This window comes from Vibrio sp. ABG19 (genome assembly GCF_029962385.1).
Classification (GTDB): Bacteria; Pseudomonadota; Gammaproteobacteria; order Enterobacterales; family Vibrionaceae; genus Vibrio; species Vibrio ostreae.
In genome coordinates this window covers 424,782-447,127 of the sequence record NZ_CP071708.1, presented here as the reverse complement: position 1 = coordinate 447,127, position 22,346 = coordinate 424,782, and the positions used below count along the sequence as shown (strand labels likewise).

24 protein-coding genes are annotated in these 22,346 nt (G+C 52.3%); 13 read left to right on the top strand and 11 right to left on the bottom strand.

Annotation, left to right across the window (positions count from 1 at the left end; all coding sequences use genetic code 11):
• Positions 1-14: 14 nt before the first annotated feature.
• From prfA to ybaK, 7 genes are all read left to right on the top strand, one after another.
• Entirely contained in the window at positions 15-1,103 is a 1,089-nt protein-coding gene (prfA, locus tag J0X00_RS08150) for a peptide chain release factor 1 (RefSeq protein ID WP_136482387.1), read from the top strand.
• Positions 1,104-1,106: 3 nt separating this feature from the next.
• Positions 1,107-1,958: a peptide chain release factor N(5)-glutamine methyltransferase gene (gene prmC, locus J0X00_RS08145; RefSeq protein ID WP_136482389.1), complete on the top strand. Its 852-nt coding sequence runs from the start codon at positions 1,107-1,109 to the stop codon at positions 1,956-1,958.
• A 26-nt stretch (positions 1,959-1,984) separates the two neighbouring features.
• The gene (locus J0X00_RS08140; protein WP_136482391.1) at positions 1,985-2,368 is read left to right on the top strand and encodes a SirB2 family protein; all 384 of its coding nucleotides are present in this window, start codon (positions 1,985-1,987) and stop codon (positions 2,366-2,368) included.
• A gap of 101 nt (positions 2,369-2,469) precedes the next feature.
• Entirely contained in the window at positions 2,470-3,279 is an 810-nt protein-coding gene (locus tag J0X00_RS08135; protein WP_282477885.1) for a SirB1 family protein, read from the top strand.
• Positions 3,280-3,299: 20 nt separating this feature from the next.
• Positions 3,300-4,151, top strand: coding sequence for a 3-deoxy-8-phosphooctulonate synthase (gene kdsA / locus J0X00_RS08130; protein WP_136482396.1), 852 nt, complete (start codon positions 3,300-3,302; stop codon positions 4,149-4,151).
• A gap of 232 nt (positions 4,152-4,383) precedes the next feature.
• The gene (gene ushA / locus J0X00_RS08125; RefSeq protein ID WP_282478280.1) at positions 4,384-6,045 is read left to right on the top strand and encodes a bifunctional UDP-sugar hydrolase/5'-nucleotidase UshA; all 1,662 of its coding nucleotides are present in this window, start codon (positions 4,384-4,386) and stop codon (positions 6,043-6,045) included.
• Positions 6,046-6,234: 189 nt separating this feature from the next.
• Positions 6,235-6,717: a Cys-tRNA(Pro) deacylase gene (gene ybaK / locus J0X00_RS08120; protein WP_136482398.1), complete on the top strand. Its 483-nt coding sequence runs from the start codon at positions 6,235-6,237 to the stop codon at positions 6,715-6,717.
• Positions 6,718-6,805: 88 nt separating this feature from the next.
• Here the strand turns inward: ybaK and J0X00_RS08115 are convergent, their stop codons facing one another.
• On the bottom strand, positions 6,806-8,053 hold the full coding sequence (locus tag J0X00_RS08115; RefSeq protein WP_136482400.1) for a uracil-xanthine permease family protein: 1,248 nt from the start codon (positions 8,051-8,053) through the stop codon (positions 6,806-6,808).
• Positions 8,054-8,274: 221 nt separating this feature from the next.
• On the opposite strand from J0X00_RS08115, the gene J0X00_RS08110 reads away from it, so the two are divergent.
• Positions 8,275-9,510, top strand: coding sequence for a DUF2066 domain-containing protein (locus J0X00_RS08110; protein ID WP_282477884.1), 1,236 nt, complete (start codon positions 8,275-8,277; stop codon positions 9,508-9,510).
• A 154-nt stretch (positions 9,511-9,664) separates the two neighbouring features.
• On the opposite strand, the gene J0X00_RS08105 is transcribed toward J0X00_RS08110, so the two are convergent.
• Genes J0X00_RS08105 through J0X00_RS08090 form a run of 4 tightly spaced genes read right to left on the bottom strand, consistent with a single transcriptional unit; the run spans position 9,665 to position 12,531 of the window.
• On the bottom strand, positions 9,665-10,099 hold the full coding sequence (locus J0X00_RS08105) for a DUF2069 domain-containing protein (protein WP_136482403.1): 435 nt from the start codon (positions 10,097-10,099) through the stop codon (positions 9,665-9,667).
• On the bottom strand, positions 10,096-10,671 hold the full coding sequence (wrbA, locus tag J0X00_RS08100) for an NAD(P)H:quinone oxidoreductase (RefSeq protein WP_218562794.1): 576 nt from the start codon (positions 10,669-10,671) through the stop codon (positions 10,096-10,098). Before wrbA ends, J0X00_RS08105 begins: the two co-directional genes overlap by 4 nt.
• A 30-nt stretch (positions 10,672-10,701) precedes the next feature.
• On the bottom strand, positions 10,702-11,052 hold the full coding sequence (gene arsC, locus J0X00_RS08095; protein WP_282477883.1) for an arsenate reductase (glutaredoxin): 351 nt from the start codon (positions 11,050-11,052) through the stop codon (positions 10,702-10,704).
• Between the two features lie 21 nt (positions 11,053-11,073).
• A complete protein-coding gene (locus J0X00_RS08090) occupies positions 11,074-12,531 on the bottom strand; it encodes a M48 family metallopeptidase (RefSeq protein WP_136482410.1) in 1,458 nt (485 codons plus the stop codon).
• A gap of 269 nt (positions 12,532-12,800) precedes the next feature.
• Here J0X00_RS08090 and J0X00_RS08085 point away from each other — a divergent pair, with 269 nt between their 5' ends.
• From J0X00_RS08085 to J0X00_RS08075, 3 genes are all read left to right on the top strand, one after another.
• Positions 12,801-13,037 (top strand): sulfurtransferase TusA family protein, encoded by a 237-nt coding sequence (locus J0X00_RS08085; protein WP_218562795.1) that lies wholly within the window; start codon positions 12,801-12,803, stop codon positions 13,035-13,037.
• The gene (locus J0X00_RS08080; protein ID WP_218562796.1) at positions 13,030-14,103 is read left to right on the top strand and encodes an AI-2E family transporter; all 1,074 of its coding nucleotides are present in this window, start codon (positions 13,030-13,032) and stop codon (positions 14,101-14,103) included. The genes J0X00_RS08085 and J0X00_RS08080 overlap by 8 nt, the downstream gene beginning before the upstream one ends.
• A gap of 229 nt (positions 14,104-14,332) precedes the next feature.
• Positions 14,333-16,204 (top strand): methyl-accepting chemotaxis protein, encoded by a 1,872-nt coding sequence (locus J0X00_RS08075; RefSeq protein WP_282477882.1) that lies wholly within the window; start codon positions 14,333-14,335, stop codon positions 16,202-16,204.
• A 57-nt stretch (positions 16,205-16,261) separates the two neighbouring features.
• Here J0X00_RS08075 and bcp read toward each other — a convergent pair whose 3' ends face one another.
• Together bcp and J0X00_RS08065 are read right to left on the bottom strand one after the other, a co-directional pair.
• The gene (gene bcp, locus J0X00_RS08070; RefSeq protein WP_136482418.1) at positions 16,262-16,735 is read right to left on the bottom strand and encodes a thioredoxin-dependent thiol peroxidase; all 474 of its coding nucleotides are present in this window, start codon (positions 16,733-16,735) and stop codon (positions 16,262-16,264) included.
• Positions 16,736-16,757: 22 nt separating this feature from the next.
• Complete coding sequence (locus J0X00_RS08065; RefSeq protein WP_136482420.1) at positions 16,758-17,300, bottom strand: glycine cleavage system protein R; 543 nt, start codon at positions 17,298-17,300, stop codon at positions 16,758-16,760.
• Between the two features lie 437 nt (positions 17,301-17,737).
• Between J0X00_RS08065 and dapA the strand changes: the two genes are divergently transcribed.
• Complete coding sequence (dapA, locus tag J0X00_RS08060; protein WP_136482422.1) at positions 17,738-18,616, top strand: 4-hydroxy-tetrahydrodipicolinate synthase; 879 nt, start codon at positions 17,738-17,740, stop codon at positions 18,614-18,616.
• Between the two features lie 57 nt (positions 18,617-18,673).
• Positions 18,674-19,702 carry an outer membrane protein assembly factor BamC gene (bamC, locus tag J0X00_RS08055; RefSeq protein WP_282477881.1) on the top strand — a complete coding sequence of 343 codons (1,029 nt, stop codon included), beginning with the start codon at positions 18,674-18,676 and terminating at the stop codon, positions 19,700-19,702.
• 77 nt (positions 19,703-19,779) lie between these two features.
• Here bamC and J0X00_RS08050 read toward each other — a convergent pair whose 3' ends face one another.
• Genes J0X00_RS08050 through J0X00_RS08035 form a run of 4 tightly spaced genes read right to left on the bottom strand, consistent with a single transcriptional unit; the run spans position 19,780 to position 22,208 of the window.
• A complete protein-coding gene (locus tag J0X00_RS08050) occupies positions 19,780-20,022 on the bottom strand; it encodes a DUF2897 family protein (RefSeq protein ID WP_282478279.1) in 243 nt (80 codons plus the stop codon).
• Positions 20,023-20,026: 4 nt separating this feature from the next.
• The gene (locus J0X00_RS08045) at positions 20,027-20,707 is read right to left on the bottom strand and encodes a M15 family metallopeptidase (protein ID WP_206208369.1); all 681 of its coding nucleotides are present in this window, start codon (positions 20,705-20,707) and stop codon (positions 20,027-20,029) included.
• Positions 20,707-21,843: a succinyl-diaminopimelate desuccinylase gene (dapE, locus tag J0X00_RS08040; RefSeq protein WP_282477880.1), complete on the bottom strand. Its 1,137-nt coding sequence runs from the start codon at positions 21,841-21,843 to the stop codon at positions 20,707-20,709. The genes J0X00_RS08045 and dapE overlap by 1 nt, the downstream gene beginning before the upstream one ends.
• Positions 21,844-21,860: 17 nt before the next feature.
• Positions 21,861-22,208 carry an ArsC family reductase gene (locus tag J0X00_RS08035; protein WP_282477879.1) on the bottom strand — a complete coding sequence of 116 codons (348 nt, stop codon included), beginning with the start codon at positions 22,206-22,208 and terminating at the stop codon, positions 21,861-21,863.
• Positions 22,209-22,346 lie beyond the last annotated feature (138 nt).

Sequence of the window (22,346 nt, the reverse complement as noted above, 5' to 3'; positions counted from 1 at the left end):
TTAAAGAAGAAACTATGAAAGCGTCGATTTTAGTTAAGCTTGAATCCCTGGTAGAGCGTTACGAAGAAGTCCAGCATCTGCTCGGCGATCCAGCGGTGATTGGTGATCAGGACAAGTTCCGTGCTCTGTCAAAAGAGTACTCTCAGCTTGAAGAGATCACCAAGTGTTTCCAGGCTTATCAGCAGGCGCAAGATGACTTGGTGGCCGCCGAAGAGATGGCCAGAGAAGATGACGCAGAAATGCGTGAAATGGCACAGGAAGAGATCAAAGAATCGAAAGCCGCGATTGAGCGTCTCAGCGATGAGCTGCAAATTCTGCTGCTGCCAAAAGATCCTAACGATGACCGCAACTGCTTCCTGGAGATTCGTGCCGGAGCGGGCGGTGATGAAGCGGGCATTTTTGCCGGTGATCTGTTCCGTATGTACAGTAAATACGCAGAAAAGCGTGGCTGGCGTATCGAAGTGATGTCATCCAACGAAGCGGAACACGGCGGTTACAAAGAGATGATTGCCCGGGTCAGCGGTGATGGCGCCTACGGCGTGCTGAAATTTGAATCCGGCGGTCACCGCGTGCAGCGTGTACCGGCGACGGAATCTCAGGGGCGTGTGCATACCTCGGCATGTACGGTTGCGGTCATGGCGGAAGTGCCAGAAGCGGAAATCCCGGAAATTCGTACTGCGGATCTGAAAATCGACACCTTCCGCTCATCGGGCGCGGGTGGTCAGCACGTCAACACCACGGATTCTGCGATCCGGATTACCCACTTACCAACCGGTATCGTGGTTGAATGTCAGGACGAACGTTCTCAGCATAAAAACAAAGCTAAAGCGATGTCAGTGCTGGCTGCGCGTATTGCCCAGGCCGAAGAAGCGAAACGTGCCGCGGAAATTTCGGATACCCGTCGTAACCTGCTGGGCTCCGGTGACCGCAGTGATCGGATTCGGACCTACAACTATCCGCAAGGCCGTGTGTCAGATCACCGTATCAACCTGACTATCTACCGTCTGAGCGAAGTGATGGAGGGTGAACTGCAGACTCTGGTTGATCCTGTGATTCAGGAGCACCAGGCTGACCAGCTCGCCGCTCTGGCTGAGCAACACTGATTTATGTCTTTGACCATAGAAGCCGCCCTGAAGGCGGCGACTTTGCAATTGAGCGCCAGCGGCAGCGATTCGCCGGCGCTGGATGCTGCTGTGCTGCTGTGTCATGCTCTCGACAAGCCGCGATCTTATCTGCTGACCTGGCCGGATAAAGTGCTGGACAGTGACGTGCAACAAGGGTTTGAGGCCCTGCTGGCTCGGCGCAGCAGCGGTGAACCTGTGGCTTATATTCTCGGTGAGCGGGAATTCTGGTCATTGCCGCTTAAAGTTGCCCCCTCAACCCTGATCCCAAGACCGGACACCGAACGGTTGGTCGAACTGGCTCTGGACAAAGCGGTGACCCTGGAGGGGGATATTCTCGATTTGGGAACCGGGACCGGTGCAATTGCCCTGGCTCTGGCATCAGAGTTACCTCAGCGCCAGGTGGTCGGAATTGATTTACGTCCTGAGGCACAGCAGCTTGCCTGCGAAAACGGCCGCCGGTTAAATATCACCAATGTCACGTTTCTGCATGGCAGTTGGTTCTCGCCATTGGCGGCCGGTACAAAGTTTGCTTTGATTGTCTCTAACCCGCCTTATATTGATGAGCATGATCCTCATCTTGACCAGGGCGATGTGCGTTTTGAACCCAAAACGGCACTGGTCGCTGCTGATAACGGTTTAGCCGATATCAAACATATCAGTCAGGCTGCGCGGCAGCATCTGTTGCCGGGCGGCTGGCTGGCGTTTGAACACGGTTATCAGCAGGGCGCGGCTGTTCGCACCATTATGCAGGATTTAGGATATCAGTCAGTGAGCACAGAGCTGGATTACGCCGGCAATGACCGCGTCACTCTGGGGCAATTCCCGGCTTGCTGATTACGTTGAAATAAAAGAGGAATAGAATGTACGAAGGATTAAAACATTTTCACATGCTGACCATCGCCCTCAGTGCGCTGTTGCTGACTGTACGCTATGTACTCATGATGCGCGATTCAGCTCTGTTACAACATAAGTTCCTCAAAGTGACTCCCCATGTTGTTGATACCTTTCTGTTGCTGTCCGGCATCGGTCTGATTTCCATCACAGGTTTTATTCCATTTACGGCCGCCGCGCCGTGGATGACCGACAAACTGACCTGTGTACTGGCTTATATTGCCCTGGGTCTGTTTGCTCTTAAGCTAGGTCGTACCAAGCTGATGCGCACCCTGGCCTTCTTTGGCGCACTGGGCTGGCTGGCGATTGCTGGCAAGATTGCAGTGACCAAAGTTCCGATGTTCTTTGGCTGACAGGCTGCCAGTGGTGTCTTGCCATGTCATGTAAAGGCACGCCCTTGCCGCAGGGCGTGCAGACATAACCTGAAGAAATAACCAACCGATAGAGTAGTTTGATGCTGGATTTGTGTGATGAAGATTTTGATGCGATGGAGCTGGTGGACGGTGCTCTGGCGCTGAATAAAGCCATCAATCCTGACACTCAGGTTGCCTGGGCTAAAGTGGAACTTAAGCGTCTGCTGGATGAAGCCGAGCTTGCTCTGTTGCATGAGCGTGATGAGAAAAAACGCTTTGAGGCGTTTTTGCGCCTGTTTTATTTCGAGTGGGGTTTCGCCGGTGACAGCGAAGCCTACTTTGATTCCAGTAACGCTTTTATCGATAAAGTACTGGAGCGACGTAAAGGGATCCCGGTCAGTCTGGGGGCTCTGCTGCTTTATTTCGGCCGCCAGCTCGGCTTTCCGCTGCAAGGCGTGACATTCCCGACCCAGTTTATTGTTGAGCTGCACTGGCCGGATGAAGGGCCGCGTTACATCAATCCGTTTTCTGGTGAATATGTCTCGCTGCATACGCTGCAGGCGTGGTTGATTGGCCACAAAGGTCCGCTGACGAAACTGAAAACGGATCACCTCAAACCGGCCGATCACCCGACCATTATCGGTCGCTGGCTGGCGCTGGTGAAAAGTGCTCTGCTGCGTGAAGAGCACTATACTCTTGCCCTGCGATGTACCGATCTGGCCCTGACATTTGTGCCCGATGATCCGTACGAAATTCGCGATCGCGGTTTTATCTACCAGCAGCTCGATTGTCATCAGGTTGCCTTGACCGACTACCAATATTTTATAGAACAGTGCCCGGATGATCCGGCCGCAGAATTACTGAAAACTCAACTTAATGCCCTGAGTCACGATGCCGTGACCCTGCATTAAGCCTAACTAAGAGAAAAAACATGGAACAGAAAATTGTTCACGTAGGTGATATCCCGGTAGCGAACGACAAGCCGTTTACTCTGTTTGCTGGTATGAACGTACTGGAATCGCGCGATATGGCGATGCAGATCTGTGAACACTACGTAAAAGTAACTGAAAAGTTGGGCATTCCCTACGTATTCAAAGCGTCGTTTGATAAAGCGAACCGCAGTTCTGTCCACTCTTACCGCGGCCCTGGCCTGGAAGAAGGGATGAAAATCTTTCAGGAACTGAAAGATACTTTTGGGGTGAAGATCATTACTGACGTGCACACAGAAGCTCAGGCTCAGCCTGTTGCCGACGTTGTGGACGTGATCCAGTTGCCGGCGTTCCTGGCGCGTCAGACTGACCTGGTGGAAGCGATGGCGAAAACCGGTGCGGTGATTAACGTGAAGAAACCACAGTTTATGAGTCCGGGTCAGGTGGGTAACATCGTTGAGAAGTTCGCGGAATGTGGTAACGAGAAAGTGATTTTGTGTGAACGTGGTTCTTGCCACGGTTACGACAACCTGGTGGTTGACATGCTGGGCTTTGGGGTGATGAAAAAGGCGTCTAACGGCAGCCCGATCATCTTTGACGTGACTCACTCTCTGCAGATGCGCGATCCATCTGGCGCCGCTTCTGGCGGTCGCCGTGAGCAAACCGTAGAACTGGCTAAGGCTGGTCTGGCGACCGGTATTGCCGGCCTGTTTATCGAAGCGCATCCGACTCCGGATCAGGCCAAATGTGACGGCCCGTCTGCGCTGCCGCTGGACAAGCTGGAGCCATTCCTGGCCCAGATGAAAGCTCTGGATGATATGATTAAGAGCTTTGCGCATATTGATATCCGCTGATTGCTCTGCGCTGCAAATCTGAAAAACCGCCGTTTGGCGGTTTTTTTATGCGCGGCATCTCTCGAACGTACACGCTAAAACTGGCTTGAGCGCGATTTGTTGCACATACTTGGCGGATAAAGCAGATGCCTTCAGTGGGGACGGCCAGCAAGCGACAGATTTGCACCGGCGTAACCTGTTTACCGCTGAAGCGTATCACCGCAGTGGAACCGTATCAGTGGAACGCATTCTCATGAAACAAGGCTTACTCGTAAAATCCGCGCTGGGAAGTGTGCTGGCCGCTGTGCTGGCAGGCTGTGCCAGTTCACCTCAGCCCGCCTGGCAGGAAGATAAAACCTACACTCTGACCATCTTGCACACCAACGATCATCATGGCCGCTTCTGGCCGAATCAGTATGGCGAATATGGCCTGGCCGCACGTAAGACTCTGATCGAACAGATCCGGGCCGAGGTGACCGCGCAGGGTGGCAGTGTGTTGCTGCTTTCCGGCGGTGATATCAATACCGGTGTGCCGGAATCAGACCTGCTGGATGCGGAGCCGGATTTTAAAGGTATGAGTGTGCTGGGTTACGATGCGATGGCGATTGGTAACCACGAATTTGATAATCCGCTGGAGGTGCTGTTTAAGCAGCAGCAATGGGCTAATTTTCCGCTGCTATCCGCCAATATTTATGATAAAGCGACCGGGCAGCGTCTGTTCCAGCCGTATCAGATCATCAATAAGCAGGGGATTAAAATTGCTGTGATTGGCCTCACTACCGAAGATACCGCACTGATCGGTAATCCACAGTATATTGAGGGGCTGGAATTTCGTGATCCTAAAACCGAAGCCAAACAGCTGGTGGCTGAACTGCAGCATAGTGAACAGCCGGATGTGGTGATTGCGGTCACCCACATGGGGCACTATCAGGATGCGCAGCATGGCAGTAATGCGCCGGGCGATGTCTCCCTGGCCCGAGCTCTGCCGCATGGTGCGCTGGATATGATTATCGGCGGTCATTCGCAGGAGCCGGTGTGCATGGAAGGCCCGAATGTGATGGTGAAGAACTTTGCTCCCGGCGATGCCTGTCAGCCTGATCAGCAGAATGGCACCGATATCCTGCAGGCCTATGAATGGGGCAAATATGTCGGCCGTGCGGATTACCAGTTCCGCAATGGCGAACTCAACCGGATCAGTTATCAGTTGATCCCGGTTAACCTGACAAAAAAAGTCAGCGTGAACGGAGAGAGCAGCCGGGTTATCGCCACTCAAGCTATCGAGCCTGATCCGGCGCTTGAGGCTTTCCTGCGTCCGTATCAGGAGCAGGGCCAGGCACAGCTGAATGTCAAAATTGCCGAGACCAACGGCAAGCTGGAAGGCGATCGTGATGTGGTGCGTTTTAGGCAGACCAATCTGGGTCATCTGATTGCCACTGCGCATATGCAACGGGCAAAAGCCGATTTTGCCATCATGAACTCAGGCGGTGTGCGCGATTCGATCGCCGCCGGTGAGGTGACCTATAAAGATGTACTTCAGGTTCAGCCGTTTGGTAACACACTCAGCTATGTCGAGATGGACGGTGAGGAGTTGCTGGCGTATCTGAATGTCGTGGCGACCAAACCGGTCGACAGTGGTGCGTTTGCCCAATTTGCCGGTATTTCGATGACGATTGCTGACGGTCGGGTATCGAATGTGTTTATCAGTGGCAAACAGTTGCGTCTGGACGGACATTATCGCTTCAGCATTCCGAGTTATAACGCTGCGGGTGGCGACGGTTATCCGGATATTACCCGGCATCCGGGTTTTGTGAACACCGGCTTTGTTGATGCCGAGGTTTTGAAGGATTATCTGCAGGCGATGAGTCCGATTGACGTCAATCTGTATGCCCCATCCGGTGAGATTATTTATAAGTAAGGTGTGTCTATCCGCTGCCGAGGAATATTCCTGACAGTTTGACCGCAGAGATTGACGTTATGCGTGCGATCCCTTTTACTAGCCGCTGAGCGGCGCAGTTGCCAGAATTGAGCCGCTTTTGTGGACAGGCCGGCGGCATTAAGTCCGCCTGTTTTTGTGTTTGTTATCGGGGATAAGGACCTATTTCGCATGACTCCTGCCATTAATCTTGCCAAGAAGAAGAAAATTGCCCACACCATTCACCAGTATGAGCATGATCCCAGCCACAGCAGTTACGGACTGGAAGCGGCGCAGGCGTTAGGTCAGGATCCGAAAACCGTATTTAAAACCCTGCTGTTCTGTCTCAACGGTGAAGCCAAGAATCTGGCCGTGGCTATCCTCCCGGTTGATCAAAAGCTCAATCTCAAGCTGGCGGCCAAAGCGGCAGGCGCCAAGAAAGCAGATATGGCTGATCCGGATATCGCGCAGAAAACCACCGGCTACGTGGTCGGGGGCATCAGTCCGCTTGGCCAGAAGAAAGCGTTACCGACCTTTATTCATCGCAGTGCCGAGACCTTGCCGACCTTGTGTGTCAGTGCCGGAAAGCGCGGCCTGGAAATTGAGCTGGCCCCACAGGATTTAGCCCTGCTGACCCGGGCTAAGTTCGCGGAGTTGTGTCAGCCCGAGGGTTGAGTGGATACGCATCCAATAAAAACGGCCTCTGCAGAGGCCGTTTTGTGGTGAATTCTTACTGAACTCGCGCTGTGTTCAGACACGCAAATTAGTTGTCTTCTTCCATCTGGGCATTATCGACCACATGGTTTTCACCCAGATCCTGTGGCAGAACCAGGTTAAGAATAATCGCCACAATTCCGCACAAGCTGACGCCCTGCAGGCTGAACTCGCCGATGCCGAAGGCCATGCCACCGATACCAAAGACCAGAGTAATCGCCACAATCACCAGGTTACGTGATTTGTGCAGGTCAACATGGTTTTTGATCAGGGTGTTGAGGCCGACCGTAGCGATTGAACCAAACAGCAGAATCATAATACCGCCCATCACCGGAACCGGGATGGTTTGCAGCAGCGCGCCCAGTTTACCGACCAGAGCCAGAATGATAGCCGTCACGGCAGCCCAGGTCATGATGACCGGGTTGAATGCTTTGGTCAGCATGACTGCACCGGTTACTTCACTGTAGGTGGTGTTTGGCGGCGCACCCAGGAAAGTCGCTGCGATGGTTGCCACTCCGTCACCTGCGATGGTGCGGTGCAGACCCGGTTTTTTGATGTAGTCTTTACCGGTCACGTTCGAAATGGCCAGCATATCACCCACGTGCTCGACCGCCGGAGCAATGGCCACCGGAATCATAAACAGGATCGCATTGATATTGAATTCAGGGAAAGTGAAGTTTGGCAGTGCAAACCAGGCAGCTTGTTGCACCGGTGCAAAGCTGACCACTCCAAAGTAGAGTGACAGTGCATAACCGGCCGCAATACCGCCACAAATCGGCAGTAGTTTAAAGAAGCCTTTGGCAAAAACACTGATGACCACAGTGACCAGCAGCGAGACACAGGAAATCCACAATGCTGCGTCGCCGTTGACCAGCTGGACTGAACCGTCGCCGGTTTTACCCAGAGCCATATTGACCGCAGCCGGAGCCAGGCCCAGACCGATGACCATGATCACCGGGCCAACCACAACCGGTGGCAGCAGTTTATGGATGATGCCAACACCGCGCACTTTAATGACCGCACCCAGAATAATGTACACCACACCCGCGGCCATCAGGCCACCCATGGTCGCCGCAATACCCCAACTTTGGATACCGTACATAATAGGAGCAATAAAAGCGAACGAAGAGGCAAGGAAGATTGGCACTGAGCGGCGAGTAATGAGTTGGAAAAGAAGGGTGCCGACACCAGCCCCGAATAGTGCAACGTTAGGATCCAGACCGGTCAGAAGCGGTACAAGAACCAGAGCACCAAATGCAACAAATAGCATTTGTGCGCCTTGAATGGCATTTTTCATCGTTTTTTCCCTGATGCTGAAACAAAATTCGCGCGATTCTATCACTTTTGCAAACGATTGCCATGCAAACTGGATCAAAGTTTTTGTGGTTTTTATCACTAAGGCGGCAAAAGTACGCTGGAGCTGGCAGAGCCAATTTGACCTGAGACAGTAGGCGCGCCTTGCCCGAAGCGGGAGAGTTGCTTATCATCAGGCTTCACGATGTGGAAGGTAGGAAGAGTATGCGTTATTTAGCTTGGTTGATGATGGGGCTGATGAGTCTGCCCGCGTTTGCCCTGACAAAAGTCAACTTGTATCAAACGGAAGTGGTACTGGATCAGCAACAGGATAACGCCGATGCTGCCGCCCGTGCCGCGGGATTGCAGCAAGTGATCATCCGCGCCAGCGGCAATAAAGATGCGGCCAGTAATAGTGTGGTGCAAAAAGCCCTCGGCCGCACGTCTCAGTATCTCAATCAAATCAGCTATGCCCAGCAGGATGACGCCAAAGTGGTGCGTATGGGCTTTAGTGCGCCTAACGTTCGTGCATTACTGACCCAGGCTCAATTACCATTCTGGCCGCAGGAGCGTGCCAATCTGCTGGTGTGGCTGGTAGAAGAGTCCGATTATGATCGCAGCATCAGCTGGGAACACAGTGATTCAGCGCTACTTAAACACATCAGGCTTGCCGCTGCTGCCCGAGGTTTGCCATTGACGGTACCGGTGGGTGATTTTGATGATATCACCGGTGCACAGATTTCCGATTTGTGGGGTGGTTTTAGCCGGCCAATCAGCCAGGCCAGCCAGCGTTACGCTACGGATGCGGTACTTGTGGTACGCGCCCAAGGTTCTGATTTACGCTGGACCTTGTATGATCAGCAGGCCGAGAGCATGATTTCCGCACCGAAAACGCCGTTGAACGGCCAAGCATCCGGTGCGGATGCGGCGACCCAGATGGTGGATGAGCTTAGCGATTACTATGCCAAGCAGAATGCGGTTGTGGTCAATGGCGAATCATCGCAAGCTGTACTGGCGGCCTTTAAACCGATTGATGGTGCGATTGCTTTCTTTACTCTGGAAGAGCAGTTACAGCGCCTGAGTTCAGTGGCGTCACTGGACATAGTGAAAATTCAGGGCGATGAAGTCACCTTCAAGGTGAATCTGCTGACCAGTGAAGCTGAGTTTGAACAGGAAGCGCTGCGTATTGGTGCAGTCGGTAAGCGTGAAGCGCCACCAGCACCACTTGTCGCGCCTGTACCTGAGGTGACGCCACAGCCACTGAGTGATGACGCATCTGTGACTGATGAGGCAGAGATTGATGGCGCTGCGGTTCCGGCGCAGGAAAGCAGCGCCGATCCGATATCGCCAACAGACATTACTCCGGTATTGGCAGAGCCAACAGTGGCGCAAGCGCCGCTTGCTGAGCCTGAGCCGCAACTACCTGCACTGCCAGTGTTGTACTTTAGCTGGCAACAATAACCGTCGGCGGCAATAAGAATGAGCAGTGATAACAGCAGCAAATCATGTCAGCGGGAATCAGTCACGATTCGTCATCATTAAAAAAGCGCCATTAGGCGCTTTTTTAATGTCGTCTGTCTTTACCATCAGCTGCGCTATTTGCGGTGCTGAGGCATTACTTACGTGGCTGATCAAATCGGGCCCGCTCCTGCTTTTCCACCTCTGACAAGCGGGTCAGTTTCAAGCCCAGCTCTTTACCACGGTGACGGGCGTAGAGGATATTGCCGATAAAGGCGGCAAAGGTAAGGACAAGTTCCACCGCCGCCAGCAAGCGTTCACCGTTATCGATGTACAGCAGAGTCAGGGCGTGCAAAAAGTAGAACATCAAAATGAAATTGGCCCAGGCATGCGTGTACGGTTTGCCGGCCAGGATTCCCGGCAGTGGCAGTAGCAAGGGGATCATCCAGGCGATGGCCAGGGTCAGCGCATTAATGTGCGGATGAGGCGATAGCGACAGTTGCCACAGTGCTATCCAGGCCAGCAACGCTAAATTTCCGCCCAGTGCCAGCCAGCGGAACAGCGCAGTGCGGGGAGACATGTCGACACTCATGAATTTTCCTTCAGTTGGCTTGCGATACGCGCAAGGCGTTGCCCTAAGCGTTGCGCCAGCTGGTTTTCCTCTGCGCTCAGTTTGTCCTGATGACCCGACACATGACTGGCGCCATAAGGCGTGCCGCCGGAGCTTGTGGTGTGCAGCGCCGGCTCGGAATAGGGGATGCCGAGAATCAGCATGCCGTGATGAAGCAGGGGTAATTGCATGCTTTGCTGTGTGGTTTCCTGGCCGCCATGCAAAGTGGACGAGGAAGTGAATACGCAGGCCGGTTTGTCGATGAGATCTCCGCTCAGCCACAGCGGAGTGGTTTGATCCCAGAAGTGTTTCAGGGGAGCGGCCATATTACCAAACCAGACCGGGCTGCCCATCGCCAGACCATCGCACTGCTTGAGCTCATCCAGAGTCAGATGGGGATCTTCTCCATCGGCCTGCTGCGGGCTGAGCTCCGGCACAGTGCGCAGTACGGCCTCACAGCCAGCGACCGACTCAATGCCACGTGCGACCTGACGCGCCAGCGCACGGGTGCCGCCATGGCGGCTGTAATACAGCACCACGAGTTTCAGACTCATACCTGTTCTACTCTCATACCTGTTCTACTGTCATAGAATGTCCAGTACCTGCTCCGGTGGACGCCCGTGGCGGGCTTTTCCGTTGGCAACCACGATTGGACGTTCAATCAGCTTCGGGTGTTCGGCCATGGCGGCAAACAGGTCATCATCCGATAGGGAGCTGTCAGTCAGGTTGAGTTCTTTATAGAGTTCTTCTTTGGTCCGCATCATCTCGCGCACCTGACTCAGGCCCAGCTGGGTGTACAGCTCTTTCAACTGGGCCACGTTCAGCGGCTCATCCAGGTATTTCACCACTTGTGGGTCGATGTGGTTGGCTTGCAACAGCACCAGTGTTTCACGGCTTTTGGAGCATCTCGGGTTGTGATAAATCACGACAGACATAAAAACTTCCTCTTAAGTAGGTTATTGCAGTGTCAAGAAGCGCTCTCGTTGCACCATCAACTGGTCGATACGTGCATCGTAGCGCGCCTGTTCCAAACTGCCCAGTTTCGCCAGCTGGCTGGCCTGAGTATAAAACTGAATCGCTTTGTTCCAGTTGGCTTGCAGAGCGAGGATTTCAGCCCGTGCCGCCAGCTCCTCGGCGCCGTTCCCCCCCAGGGCACTGGACTCAGATAACAGGTGCCAGCCATTGGGATCGTTGGGGTTGTCGTGGGTGTAGCGCTGCAGGGTACGTATTGCCTGCGGATACTGCTCCGCTTTGATCAATGCGTTGGCATAGTTGATGACCAGCACCGGGTTATTCGGCTTCTGCTTCAGCGCGCTGCTGAGGCGTTCGACTGCCTGTGGCGCGCGGTCTGTGGCCAGATACAGGTCGGTCAGCGCATCGAGATAGAAATTATTGTTGGCATCGCTTTTGAGCAGCGAATCGAGCAGGGGCTCTGCCTCATCAAAACGGCGGCTGTCGAGATACACCAGCGCTTTGCCATAGTCAAAGGCCGGTTTGAGCTCGGGAGCCGCTTTTTTCTGCGTGCGCTCAAACCAATCCAGCGCGGCATCTGAGTCAATCCCGGCATAACGGGCAACCACGCGCGCGCGCGCCAGGTGATAATGCAGCGACGGCGGCAACTGAACCGGACTGAACTGCTGGGCACGCACCCGGCTGTCGGTGATACGATCAGCCGGCAGCGGGTGAGTCAGCAACATAGGCGGTGGTGTGCTGGCATAGCGATATTCATCGGCCAGACGACCAAAAAAGCGTGGCATGGCATTGACGTCAAAACCCGCTTTGGCCAGGGTATTGATGCCAAACCGGTCGGCTTCTTTTTCATTGGCTCGGGTGTAGTTGATCTGACTCTGAATATTACCGGCGGTCGTGGCGGTAATGGCGGCAATACCCGCTTGCGGGGCTGCGATAGCCAGCAGCAGTGAGCCAGCCAGGGCGGCAATGGTGGCCGGCGTTCGCTGGGCCTGATCTTCCATACTGCGCGCCAGGTGACGTTGGGTGACATGGGCGATTTCATGCGCCATCACCGATGCCAGTTCACTCTCAGACTGGGCATGCAGGAACAGGCCGGAATGCAGGGCCACATAACCGCCGAAAAACGCAAACGCGTTAATGTTACGATCGCGAATCATAAAAAAGGTGAACGGCGTTTTGACATCATCGCTATTGGCGACCAGGCGGTGACCGAGCGCATCGATGTATTCGTTCAGGACCGGGTCATCGATAACCGGTTGGTTATTGCGCAGCATGCGCATGTATGCGTCACCATAGATCAGTTCCTGATCTATGGTCAGGGTTGAGCCGGCGACGGTGCCGATGTCGGGCAATTCAATGCTGTCGGCATAACTCGGCACCGGAGCGGCCAGGGCCGCTGCGAGGCAGAGACATAACAGTGAACGAGTACGTTTGACTATCATAGCTACAGGTAATACTCCAAAATCATCTCTCACTAAGACACTGTCTCATCGGAATGGTTTCCCTGCGGGCGGCCGGGACTGATACGCTGACAAGGTGCGCCGGCATGGCAGCAGCGCTGCACCTTTGACCATTAGTCAATCTTGCGCGGGTTTGCCGATTCGCTATTGCTTGGTAATGAAAGGTAACGATTTTTTCTCCGAGAGAAAAACTGGCACGCCGCGCAAAAGACTATACAATATCTCACCTATATTAAGGATTGAGCCGCAGAATGGAACCGAATATTCTCGATTTACGTCAGCAGCGCTGCCCTATGGCGTTATTACTTGCCAAACGTCACACTGTGCAGCTGGATGCTGGTGAATCGACCACCATTTTGCTGTCTGATCCAAACTCAAAACGCGATATTGAAGCCTACTTGCTCCGGCAACCGTTTACCTGCCAGAGTGACTATGCCGATGGTTATTTTTCGCTATACATAGTTAAGGAGAGAGGATCCAATGTTTGAACTGGTGAGTCGTTGGTATAAGCGACGTTTCTCCGATCCACACGCTGTCAGCCTGGTGGCGATACTGTTCTTTGGTTTTATTACCATCTATTTCTTTGGTCATCTAATTGCCCCTCTGCTGGTCGCTATTGTACTGGCTTATCTGCTGGAATGGCCGGTGATCCAATTGTGCCGAATGAAAATCCCGCGCACTCTGGCGGTGATATTAGTCATTATGCTGTTTACCGGCCTGATGTTGCTGGCGGTGTTTGGCCTGGTACCGACCATCTGGCAGCAGATCGTTAACCTGATTAACGATATTCCCAATATGTACAACGGGCTGCAAAAATTTATCGCCATGATTCCAGAGCGCTATCCGGAACTGGCCAATCTGCAAATCGTTGAATCGATTGTAACCAATGCCAAAAATAAAGCGTTGGGCATGGGCGAATCCGTGGTGAAAGGCTCTCTGGCTTCCCTGGTCAGTATTGCGACCTTAGCGGTTTACCTGATCCTGGTGCCTTTGCTGGTCTTCTTCCTGCTCAAAGACAAGCAGGAAATGTTGGGTATGGTGCGCGGCGTTCTGCCACGCAACCGTAAGCTGGCCAACAAAGTCTGGCATGAAATGAATCAGCAAATTTCCAACTATATTCGCGGTAAAGTATTGGAAATATTGATTGTGGGCAGTGTCAGCTATGTCACTTTTGCTATTCTTGACCTGCGTTATTCGGTGCTGCTCGCGGTCGCGGTCGGCCTCTCGGTGTTGATCCCGTATATCGGTGCTGCCGCAGTGACGGTTCCGGTGGCAGTGGTCGGTTTGTTCCAATGGGGAATGACGCCGCAGTTTTACTACCTGCTGATTGCTTATGGCATCATACAGGCACTGGATGGGAATGTACTGGTTCCGGTGCTGTTTTCTGAAGCGGTCAACCTGCACCCGGTTGCCATCATCGTCTCTGTGCTGGTGTTTGGTGGATTATGGGGTTTCTGGGGGGTGTTCTTTGCTATCCCGCTGGCGACTCTGGTGAAAGCGGTCTGGAATGCCCTGCCGAGTACCGAAGAAGAGCCACCGGAGCAACTGAGCTGATTGCAGCACTAAATTTTGCGGCGCCCTGTCATTGTATGATGGGGCGTTAATTTATCCGGTGAATAAAATGTAAATAAAGTATTATTGATTGAACTATAACTAACGGTTAAGTTAGGCCTTAAGTTTTGTTATGGCTAGTCGATATATACACAATGATGGATCAAATAATAATAAATGACTTTTTATTGATTGCAGTTAATCGCTACAAGCTTATGAGTTGAGGGAAAATATGAGATTTAGCCAAAAAATTGTGGCCGCTTCATCGGCGCTACTGTTACTGATTATATTGCTGTTATCGATTCAGCAGCTGAGCACAGTGCGCACAGAAGTCGAGTCTTTGGTTAACAGCAGCCTGAAGGAGATGGTTGCCGGGGTAAATAACACGATTACCGCACAGATGACCAGTAAAAAGGCGCTGGCTCAGTCCACCACCGAAGTTCTGGAACTGGATCCGCAGAACCGCACTTACGTTAAAAACGTGTTGGAAAAACCGGCACTGAAAGGCAGTTTCCTGGCGGTCGGTCTTGGCTATCAAGCCGACGGCAGCGTGGTTGAAAATGACGATGGCTGGGAGCCAAGCGGCGATTATGATCCGCGTAAACGCCCTTGGTTTATGGCCGCCAAGCAAGAGCGTAAGCTAACGCTGACTGCGCCGTATGTTGATGTATCAACTAAGAAAACCATTATGTCTATCGGTACGCCGGTGTTTGACAACGGTCAGTTTGTCGGTGGCATGTTCTACGATCTTGAGCTGACCAAGCTGGCAGATCTTATCAACTCCATTAACCTTTTCGATGCCGGTTACCTGTTCATCGTTACCGCCGATGGCACCACTATCGCGCACCCGACCACGGCGAACAACGGCGAGAAGCTGAGCAGCTACCTGCCACAGGTCACCATTACTCCGGGAACGCAGGAAATAGAGATTGATGGTAATCCGTTTATGGTCAACTTCACCAAGGTGCCAAGTGAAAACTGGTACATAGGTGCGATTGTCGATGAAAATAAGGCTTACGATGCAGTGGATACGCTGCGTACTAATACCATCATTTACACTGTGATTGGCGTATTGGTGAGTATCGTCGGCCTGACCTTGCTGATTAAGTTCCTGATGCGTCCGCTGGGTACGCTCAATGAAGCGATTAAAGATGTCGCGTCCGGTCAGGGTGATTTAACCAAACGTCTCAGTACGGACACCGATAAAGAGTTTGCTGAGCTGGCACAGGGCTTCAATACCTTTACCGAAGCACTGCAAAAGCAGATTCAGCAGTCCAAGGCGATTGGCGTAGAAATCATGCATGGTGCTGAGCAAACCATGGGAACAGTGCAGGGCTCTGCGGCGGCGATGCGCGATCAACTGCAGGAGCTTGAGCAGTTGGCGACCGCGATGCACGAGATGGCGGTGACAGCAACGGAAGTGGCCAATAACGCCCAAGGGGCCGCTTCAGCGGCGAAAGAAGCCGATGATGCGACCGTGGAAGGTTCACGTGTGGTGAGTGATACCGCCCAGTCGATTGACCGTTTGTCCGCTCATATTGAGATGGCGGTGGAAGAGGTGCGCGGTCTGGAATCGGCGACATCCAATATCGAAACCATCTTGAAAGTGATCAACGATATTGCCGATCAGACCAATTTGCTGGCGCTGAACGCGGCGATTGAAGCAGCCCGTGCCGGTGAGTCTGGCCGAGGTTTTGCTGTGGTTGCCGATGAAGTTCGGACCCTGGCGCAACGTACTCAGCAATCGACGACGGAAATCCGCAGCATGATTGAACAGTTGCAGGCGGGGGCAGGTTCCGTTTCTGTGGCGATGAAAGAGAGCAAGTCGACCGCAGAAGATGCCGTGGAAAAAGCTCAGCTGGCGGATGAAGCGCTGCAGCGTATCCGCGCGTCAATTCAGCAGATCAGTGATATGAATATGCAAATTGCTTCTGCGGCGGAAGAGCAGAGCCTGGTTGCGGAAGAGATCAACAGCAATACGGTGAAAATTAAAGATCTGTCGACTCAGGTATCGGAATCTGCGCAAGAGGCGAGTATTTCGATGCAGGCCCAGACAGAAAATGTGCGTGAGCAAGACGCCATTCTGAACAAGTTTATTGTCTGAGTGGTGTATAGCTTCACACAAAAAAAGGGCCAGTCTTGTGACTGGCCCTTTGACTATTTATGCATTTTTCTCATTGAGATAATTAAGAACAACTTCGTGATGATCTTTGGTTTTGAACTTATTAAATACATGTTCAATTGTGCCGTTTTCATCAATCAGAAAACTGATGCGGTGCAGGCCATCGTACACCTTACCCATGAATTTTTTCTCGCCCCATACGCCAAACTGTTCCGCTACGGCATGGTCTTCATCTGACAGCAGCGTGAAGTTGAGATTGTCGCGTTCAATGAATTTGCCCAGACGTTTAACCGGATCAATGCTGACACCCAGAACGACCACATTGTGCGCATCCAGTTCTGCTTTGACATCACGCATTCCTTGTGCCTGGACAGTACAGCCCGGAGTCATGGCTTTCGGGTAAAAGTAGAACAGCACTTTTTTACCGGCAAAGTCAGACAAAGAGACCGTATTACCATCCTGATCGGGAAGCGCAAAAGCCGGTGCTGGTGAGCCTGCGGTTAGTGTATTCATCATCCTTCCTTTTATTGCTTGTTCAGAGACTGTTTTTAATAAAGTTCAGCGAACCTTTGACCTGTAATTGAGCGCACACCGCATCAAAATCTTCCTGCAGTTGCATCAGATTACAATTACCGTCGACGTGCGCGGTGATCGCGAGCTGGAACTGGTCGTGTTCACTTTCAAGTTTTTGCTTATCGATGGTCTGGGCACTGAGTGAGGCCATACCGATATTACGTTCGGCAAAAAACTGGGTGAACTTTTCAGTCAGCCCGGGCTTGTCATCGGATTCGACGTAAATGTCTACGATGTAAGCGTTGTTTTGGCTCACATGAGGTGAGGTGCGTTTCATCATGGTGATCAGCTCCTGCTCCTGCCCCAGTAACGGCAGCAAGGTTTCCACCCGTGTGACACTGTTGGCATTGCCCGACACTAACATAATCAGGGTAAATTCGTTTCCGAACAAGGCGATACGACTGTCGATGATATTGCATCCGGCCTGAGTCACCAGTTTGATCACCTGATTACAGATGCCTGGTCGGTCGCTTCCTACTGCGGTAATTACTAAATGTTGAGTCATAGCATCACTTCGCTGAATTTTTCCGGCATGTTAACACAGTTAAAGTATAGAGAAAGCGCACCAAAACGTCTTTTTCTGTGCGACGACAAAGCGTTATTTTGACATACCCGAAAGTGATAAAAATAAACCCTCTATAACGCGACAATTATCCTTTGCATGCAGTGATTTCATGATACAGTCGGGAAAGCAGGCATAGAGCCTTTACCAAGTTGCGGTTCGCATCGAGCGCAGAAAGGGGTGTCTTTGGGCACAAATGACCACCGTTTGACATCCGGTGGTTTGTACTGTGTATAAAGCAGAGTACAGAATAGAATGAGCCTAAAATCTGACATCTGATAAATATTCACTCATAAGGGCTATTTAAGCGGTTTGCCCCTCTTGTGTTTTTCAAGCGCCATGCAGTACCATGCAAGAGTTATCAATCTAGGGAGATAGACATGTTTTCAGGAAGTATCGTCGCGTTAATTACACCTTTTAATTCAGACGGTGAGGTCGATTATCGTAGCCTGAAAAAGCTGGTCGATTACCATATCGATGCTGGCACTGACGGAATCGTTTCTGTGGGGACGACCGGTGAATCAGCCACCCTCTCGATCGAAGAGCATGTCAAAGTTGTGGAGAAAACTGTTGAGTTTTCCGACGGGCGTATTCCGGTCATTGCGGGCACTGGTGCGAATGCAACCCACGAATCAGTGACCTTCAGCCGACTACTGAACAATACCGGCATCTCAGGTTACCTGAGTGTGACGCCGTACTACAACAAACCGACTCAGGAAGGTTTGTATCAGCATTACAAAGTGATTTCTCAGGAAACCGACGTGCCGGTTATCCTCTACAACGTACCTGGCCGTACCGCGGTTGACATGAAACCAGAAACAGTGGCTCGTGTTGCGGAACTAAAAAACATTGTCGCACTCAAAGATGCAACAGGTGATTTGAGCCGTGTTGCCCTGCACCGTGAACTGTGTGGTAAAGATTTCGATCTGCTCAGTGGTGACGACGCGACCGGCCTCGAGTTTGTAAAACTGGGTGGTCAGGGGGTCATTTCGGTGACCAACAACGTTGCAGCTGCAGACATGGCAAAAATGATGCGTCTGGCGCTGGAAGGTAAGTTTGAAGAAGCTGAAGTGATTAACCAGCGTCTGATGGCGCTGCACAAAGGTTTGTTTGTTGAGTCCAGTCCGATTCCGGTTAAATGGGCTGCTCACAAAATGGGTCTGATTGCAGAAGGTGATCTGCGTCTACCTTTAACGGAACTCTCTGAACAAGCTCGTCCACTTGTTGCCCAAGCAATGACAGAAGCCTGTATTTTCTAAGGCACTATCCAGTACAATGCCGGGGTTTTCATACCCCGGTACATTTTAGGAGTTTCAATGAAGTTATCGCGTCAGCTGGTGGTTGGGTCACTGGCTGTTTTGGTGTTGAGTGCCTGTTCAAGCAGCCCAACGCAACGCCGCCAGGCCAAAGATGATTTTGCCTATCTAGAGACCAAAGATTTTAAACAGTGGGCATTGCCTGAAGGGGCGACGCCGCAGTTTTATCCCGATTACGATATTCCTCAAGGTGATTTCAAAGGTGGTGTCGGCACTGTGGTCGATATTCGTCCGCCGCAACAGGTGCTGGAACTTATTCCAGGCGCCAGAGCCGAAAGCCAGAATGGCAAAGTCACTTTGTGGATGATCCGTAAAGATGAAGCCGATCAAGTGTGGCAGACTGCGCTGACGATGATGCGTGAGCATAATATCAAAGCGCGTCAACAATCAGACACCCAAGTTGAAACTGACTGGGTGAACTGGGTCTCGGAAGATGAAGATGCCGAAATCGGCAGCCGTTACGAACTGAGCCGGGTCGAAGCGAATAACCGTTATGGTTTCTCGGTCGCCCTGGTCGACTGGCAGCAGGCTGGTGAGCGTCAGGCGGTCTCTATGACCAATAAAGAACGTTATAGCGTGTTGATGACCAACCTGGTGACCGCTCGATACGATCAGGAAGTGCGCGCGGAAGCGGAGCGTAAAGCTCAGGCGCTGGTGAAACAGATCCCGATCTCTATGGGTGCTGACCGCAGTGGCTTCCCGGTCATTATTGCTCGCTCTCCTTATAATGTTTTGTGGCCTCGACTGCCGGAGCTGTTGCCTCGCATGGGCTTTACTCTGGAAGAACGTAATCAGTCACAAGGTACGATTAAGGCTAAATATGCCGCGCCGGATGATGAGTTCTGGCAGCAAATCGGTGTGAAACCGATGAACCTCAAGGCGGGTACTTATACCTTCCTGTTTGGTGATTTGGGTAACCGCACGTCAATCAACGTGACAGATTCAGCGGGTAAACCGGTTGAAGAAGCGCTGTTGAAAGAGATGATGCCGGTGCTGGCGGCGATTTCGGAGCGTAGTAAAACGCAATAAAGCCTTTATTGACGTTACATCGTTATAAACAACAAAAGGGACGCATCAGCGTCCCTTTTTACTGTCATTGCACTTTATTATTGCATTTTATCACTGTGTGATCGCTTATCCTCACTGGCCGGGTCTTGCGCTGACTCGGGCTGCGCCGCTGATTCTCCGTGGTGCGCTTTATCCAGTTCATTGAGCTTGTCCAGCTCGCTTTTTGGCCGCTTTTCGCCAAACTTGACCGTATTGGCCGTCTGTTTCAATGCTGCAATATTGCCCACGAACACAAATATCACCAGCAGGGTGATAACCCAGGGATTGAGTAAGAAGTCTATCATCTCAGTCACTATCGCAAATATGGCTAATATATTGAGTGTAGATCTGATTGAGGTGTTCGCGCACCCACTGTTTCGCCAAAATGGGCGCCTGTTCTAACTGCTGATCCAGGATTTGCGGCGTGAGGGCACTCAGACATTCACGTGCGGTCGCACGGTGGCTGATATGCCAGGGTTCAAATGCCACTCCGGAACCATGCTGCTGGTAAGGGAAAAAGAAGCCGAAGCGGTGCAGGTTGCATTGCAGCCATTGATAAAAAGGCCGCTGATGGGCTTCTAAGTACTCCCAGGGCTCAAGTTGCAGCGTTTGTCCCTCAGGCAGGGCATGACGGTCAAAGACATCAAAATCACTGCCCCAATGATGACGGCTGCCACCGGGCAGGGCGGACCAGCGCAGGATGGCCTGCGCCTTTTCACCTTGCGATAACCGCGCCGTATCTAACGGCTGATTATCGGCATCGCGGATCACCGCTTCGCCGTTCATCTTACGGTTCCAGATCGCGAGCTGACGTTCAAACGAGCGAAAACCGCTGGCAATATTGAAATTAAAGCCGGCCGCATCGGCGGCTTGTTTCAACGCCAGCAAATCGGCGCTGACCTGTGGGTGGACCAGAAAGGCTTTCTGGCCCACCACGACTTCGGTCAGGTGTGACTCGGTTTGCCCGGTCAGCTGCTCCGCGGTCATCATTGCGCGAGTAGGTTCTCGAGAGTTTTCTGATACATATCAGTCAGCTTTTCCAGATCCGCAATGTTCACGCACTCGTTGACTTTGTGGATAGTGGCGTTAACCGGACCCAGCTCCACGACCTGCGCTCCCATGCGGGCGATGAAACGGCCGTCTGAAGTCCCGCCTGTGGTCAGCAGTTGCGGCTGCTGATGGTTAACTTCACTGACCGCTTTAACCACCGCATCGCGCAGAGCACCGGTATCGGTCAGGAACGGATGACCGCTCAGTGTCCATTTCAGATCGTACTCAAGACCGTGCGCATCCAGAGTTGAGTGTACGCGACGTTTGATTTCTTCATCGCTCAGTTCGGTACTGAAACGGAAGTTGAACTGGACATTAAACTCACCCGGAATCACGTTGGAGGCGCCGGTACCGGCATACAGATTCGGGATCTGGAAGCTGGTTGGCGGGAAGTATTCATTACCCTCATCCCAGGTGGTCGCAGCCAGTTCTGCCAGAGCAGGCAGTGCCTGATGAACCGGGTTATTGGCCAGATGCGGGTAGGCCACGTGGCCCTGGGTACCGTTTACAGTCAGATCGCCGGTGATAGAGCCGCGACGACCATTTTTCACCACATCACCCACGTACCGCGTGCTGGATGGCTCGCCGACAATGCACATGTCGATTTTCTCGTCACGTGCCATCAGGGTGTCGACCACACGCGTGGTACCGTTGATGAACGGTCCCTCTTCGTCAGAGGTGATCAGGAAGGCGATTGAGCCTTTGTGATCCGGATTTTCAGCGATGAAGCGCTCCACGGCCACCACCATACAGGCCAGTGACCCTTTCATATCCGCAGCGCCACGGCCATGCAGGTGGCCGTCGATAACGGTCGGTTCGAACGGAGGCGTATGCCATTGCGCCAGCGGTCCGGCCGGTACGACGTCAGTGTGACCGGCAAAAGCAAACAGCGGCGCTTCGCTGCCGCGGCGCGCCCAGAAATTGGTGGTGTCTTCAAACACCATCATCTCAATCTCAAAACCGAGTGCTTTAAGACGTTCGATCATCACGTCCTGACATCCCGCATCGAGCGGGGTCACAGACTGGCGACTGATTAAATCTTTTGCGAGAGCCAGAACAGGGCTGTCTGTCATCCTTGAAATCCTTGTATTTAAGAGAAAAGAGAAGCGTATTGTTCGGCTTTAAAACCGACATGGAGCTGACCATCGACACGCAGAACCGGGCGCTTGATCATCGCGGGTTGTTCAACCAGCAAAGGGACTGCGTTGTCCTGATTGAGACCATCTTTCTGTTCTTGTGTCAGTTGACGATAGGTAGTGCCACGTTTGTTGAGTACATTTTCCCAGCCGAGAGCCTGACAAAATTCACTTACCAGATCAGTGTTGACGCCATCTTTACGATAGTCGTGAAACTGATAATCCACACCTTGTGCTTCCAGCCATTTACGCGCTTTTTTGATCGTGTCGCAATTGGGAATACCGTACATAGTGATGGTCATAGGAATCCTTTGAATACTGCTTATTATGAGGTTTGCCAAATCGTAACAGGAAGGCTCCCTTCTGACAAAAGTGTGATGAAACTATTTTAGTGAATTGAAAAATTATGCACTGGGCTACGGCGATTAGCGAGTTATTGA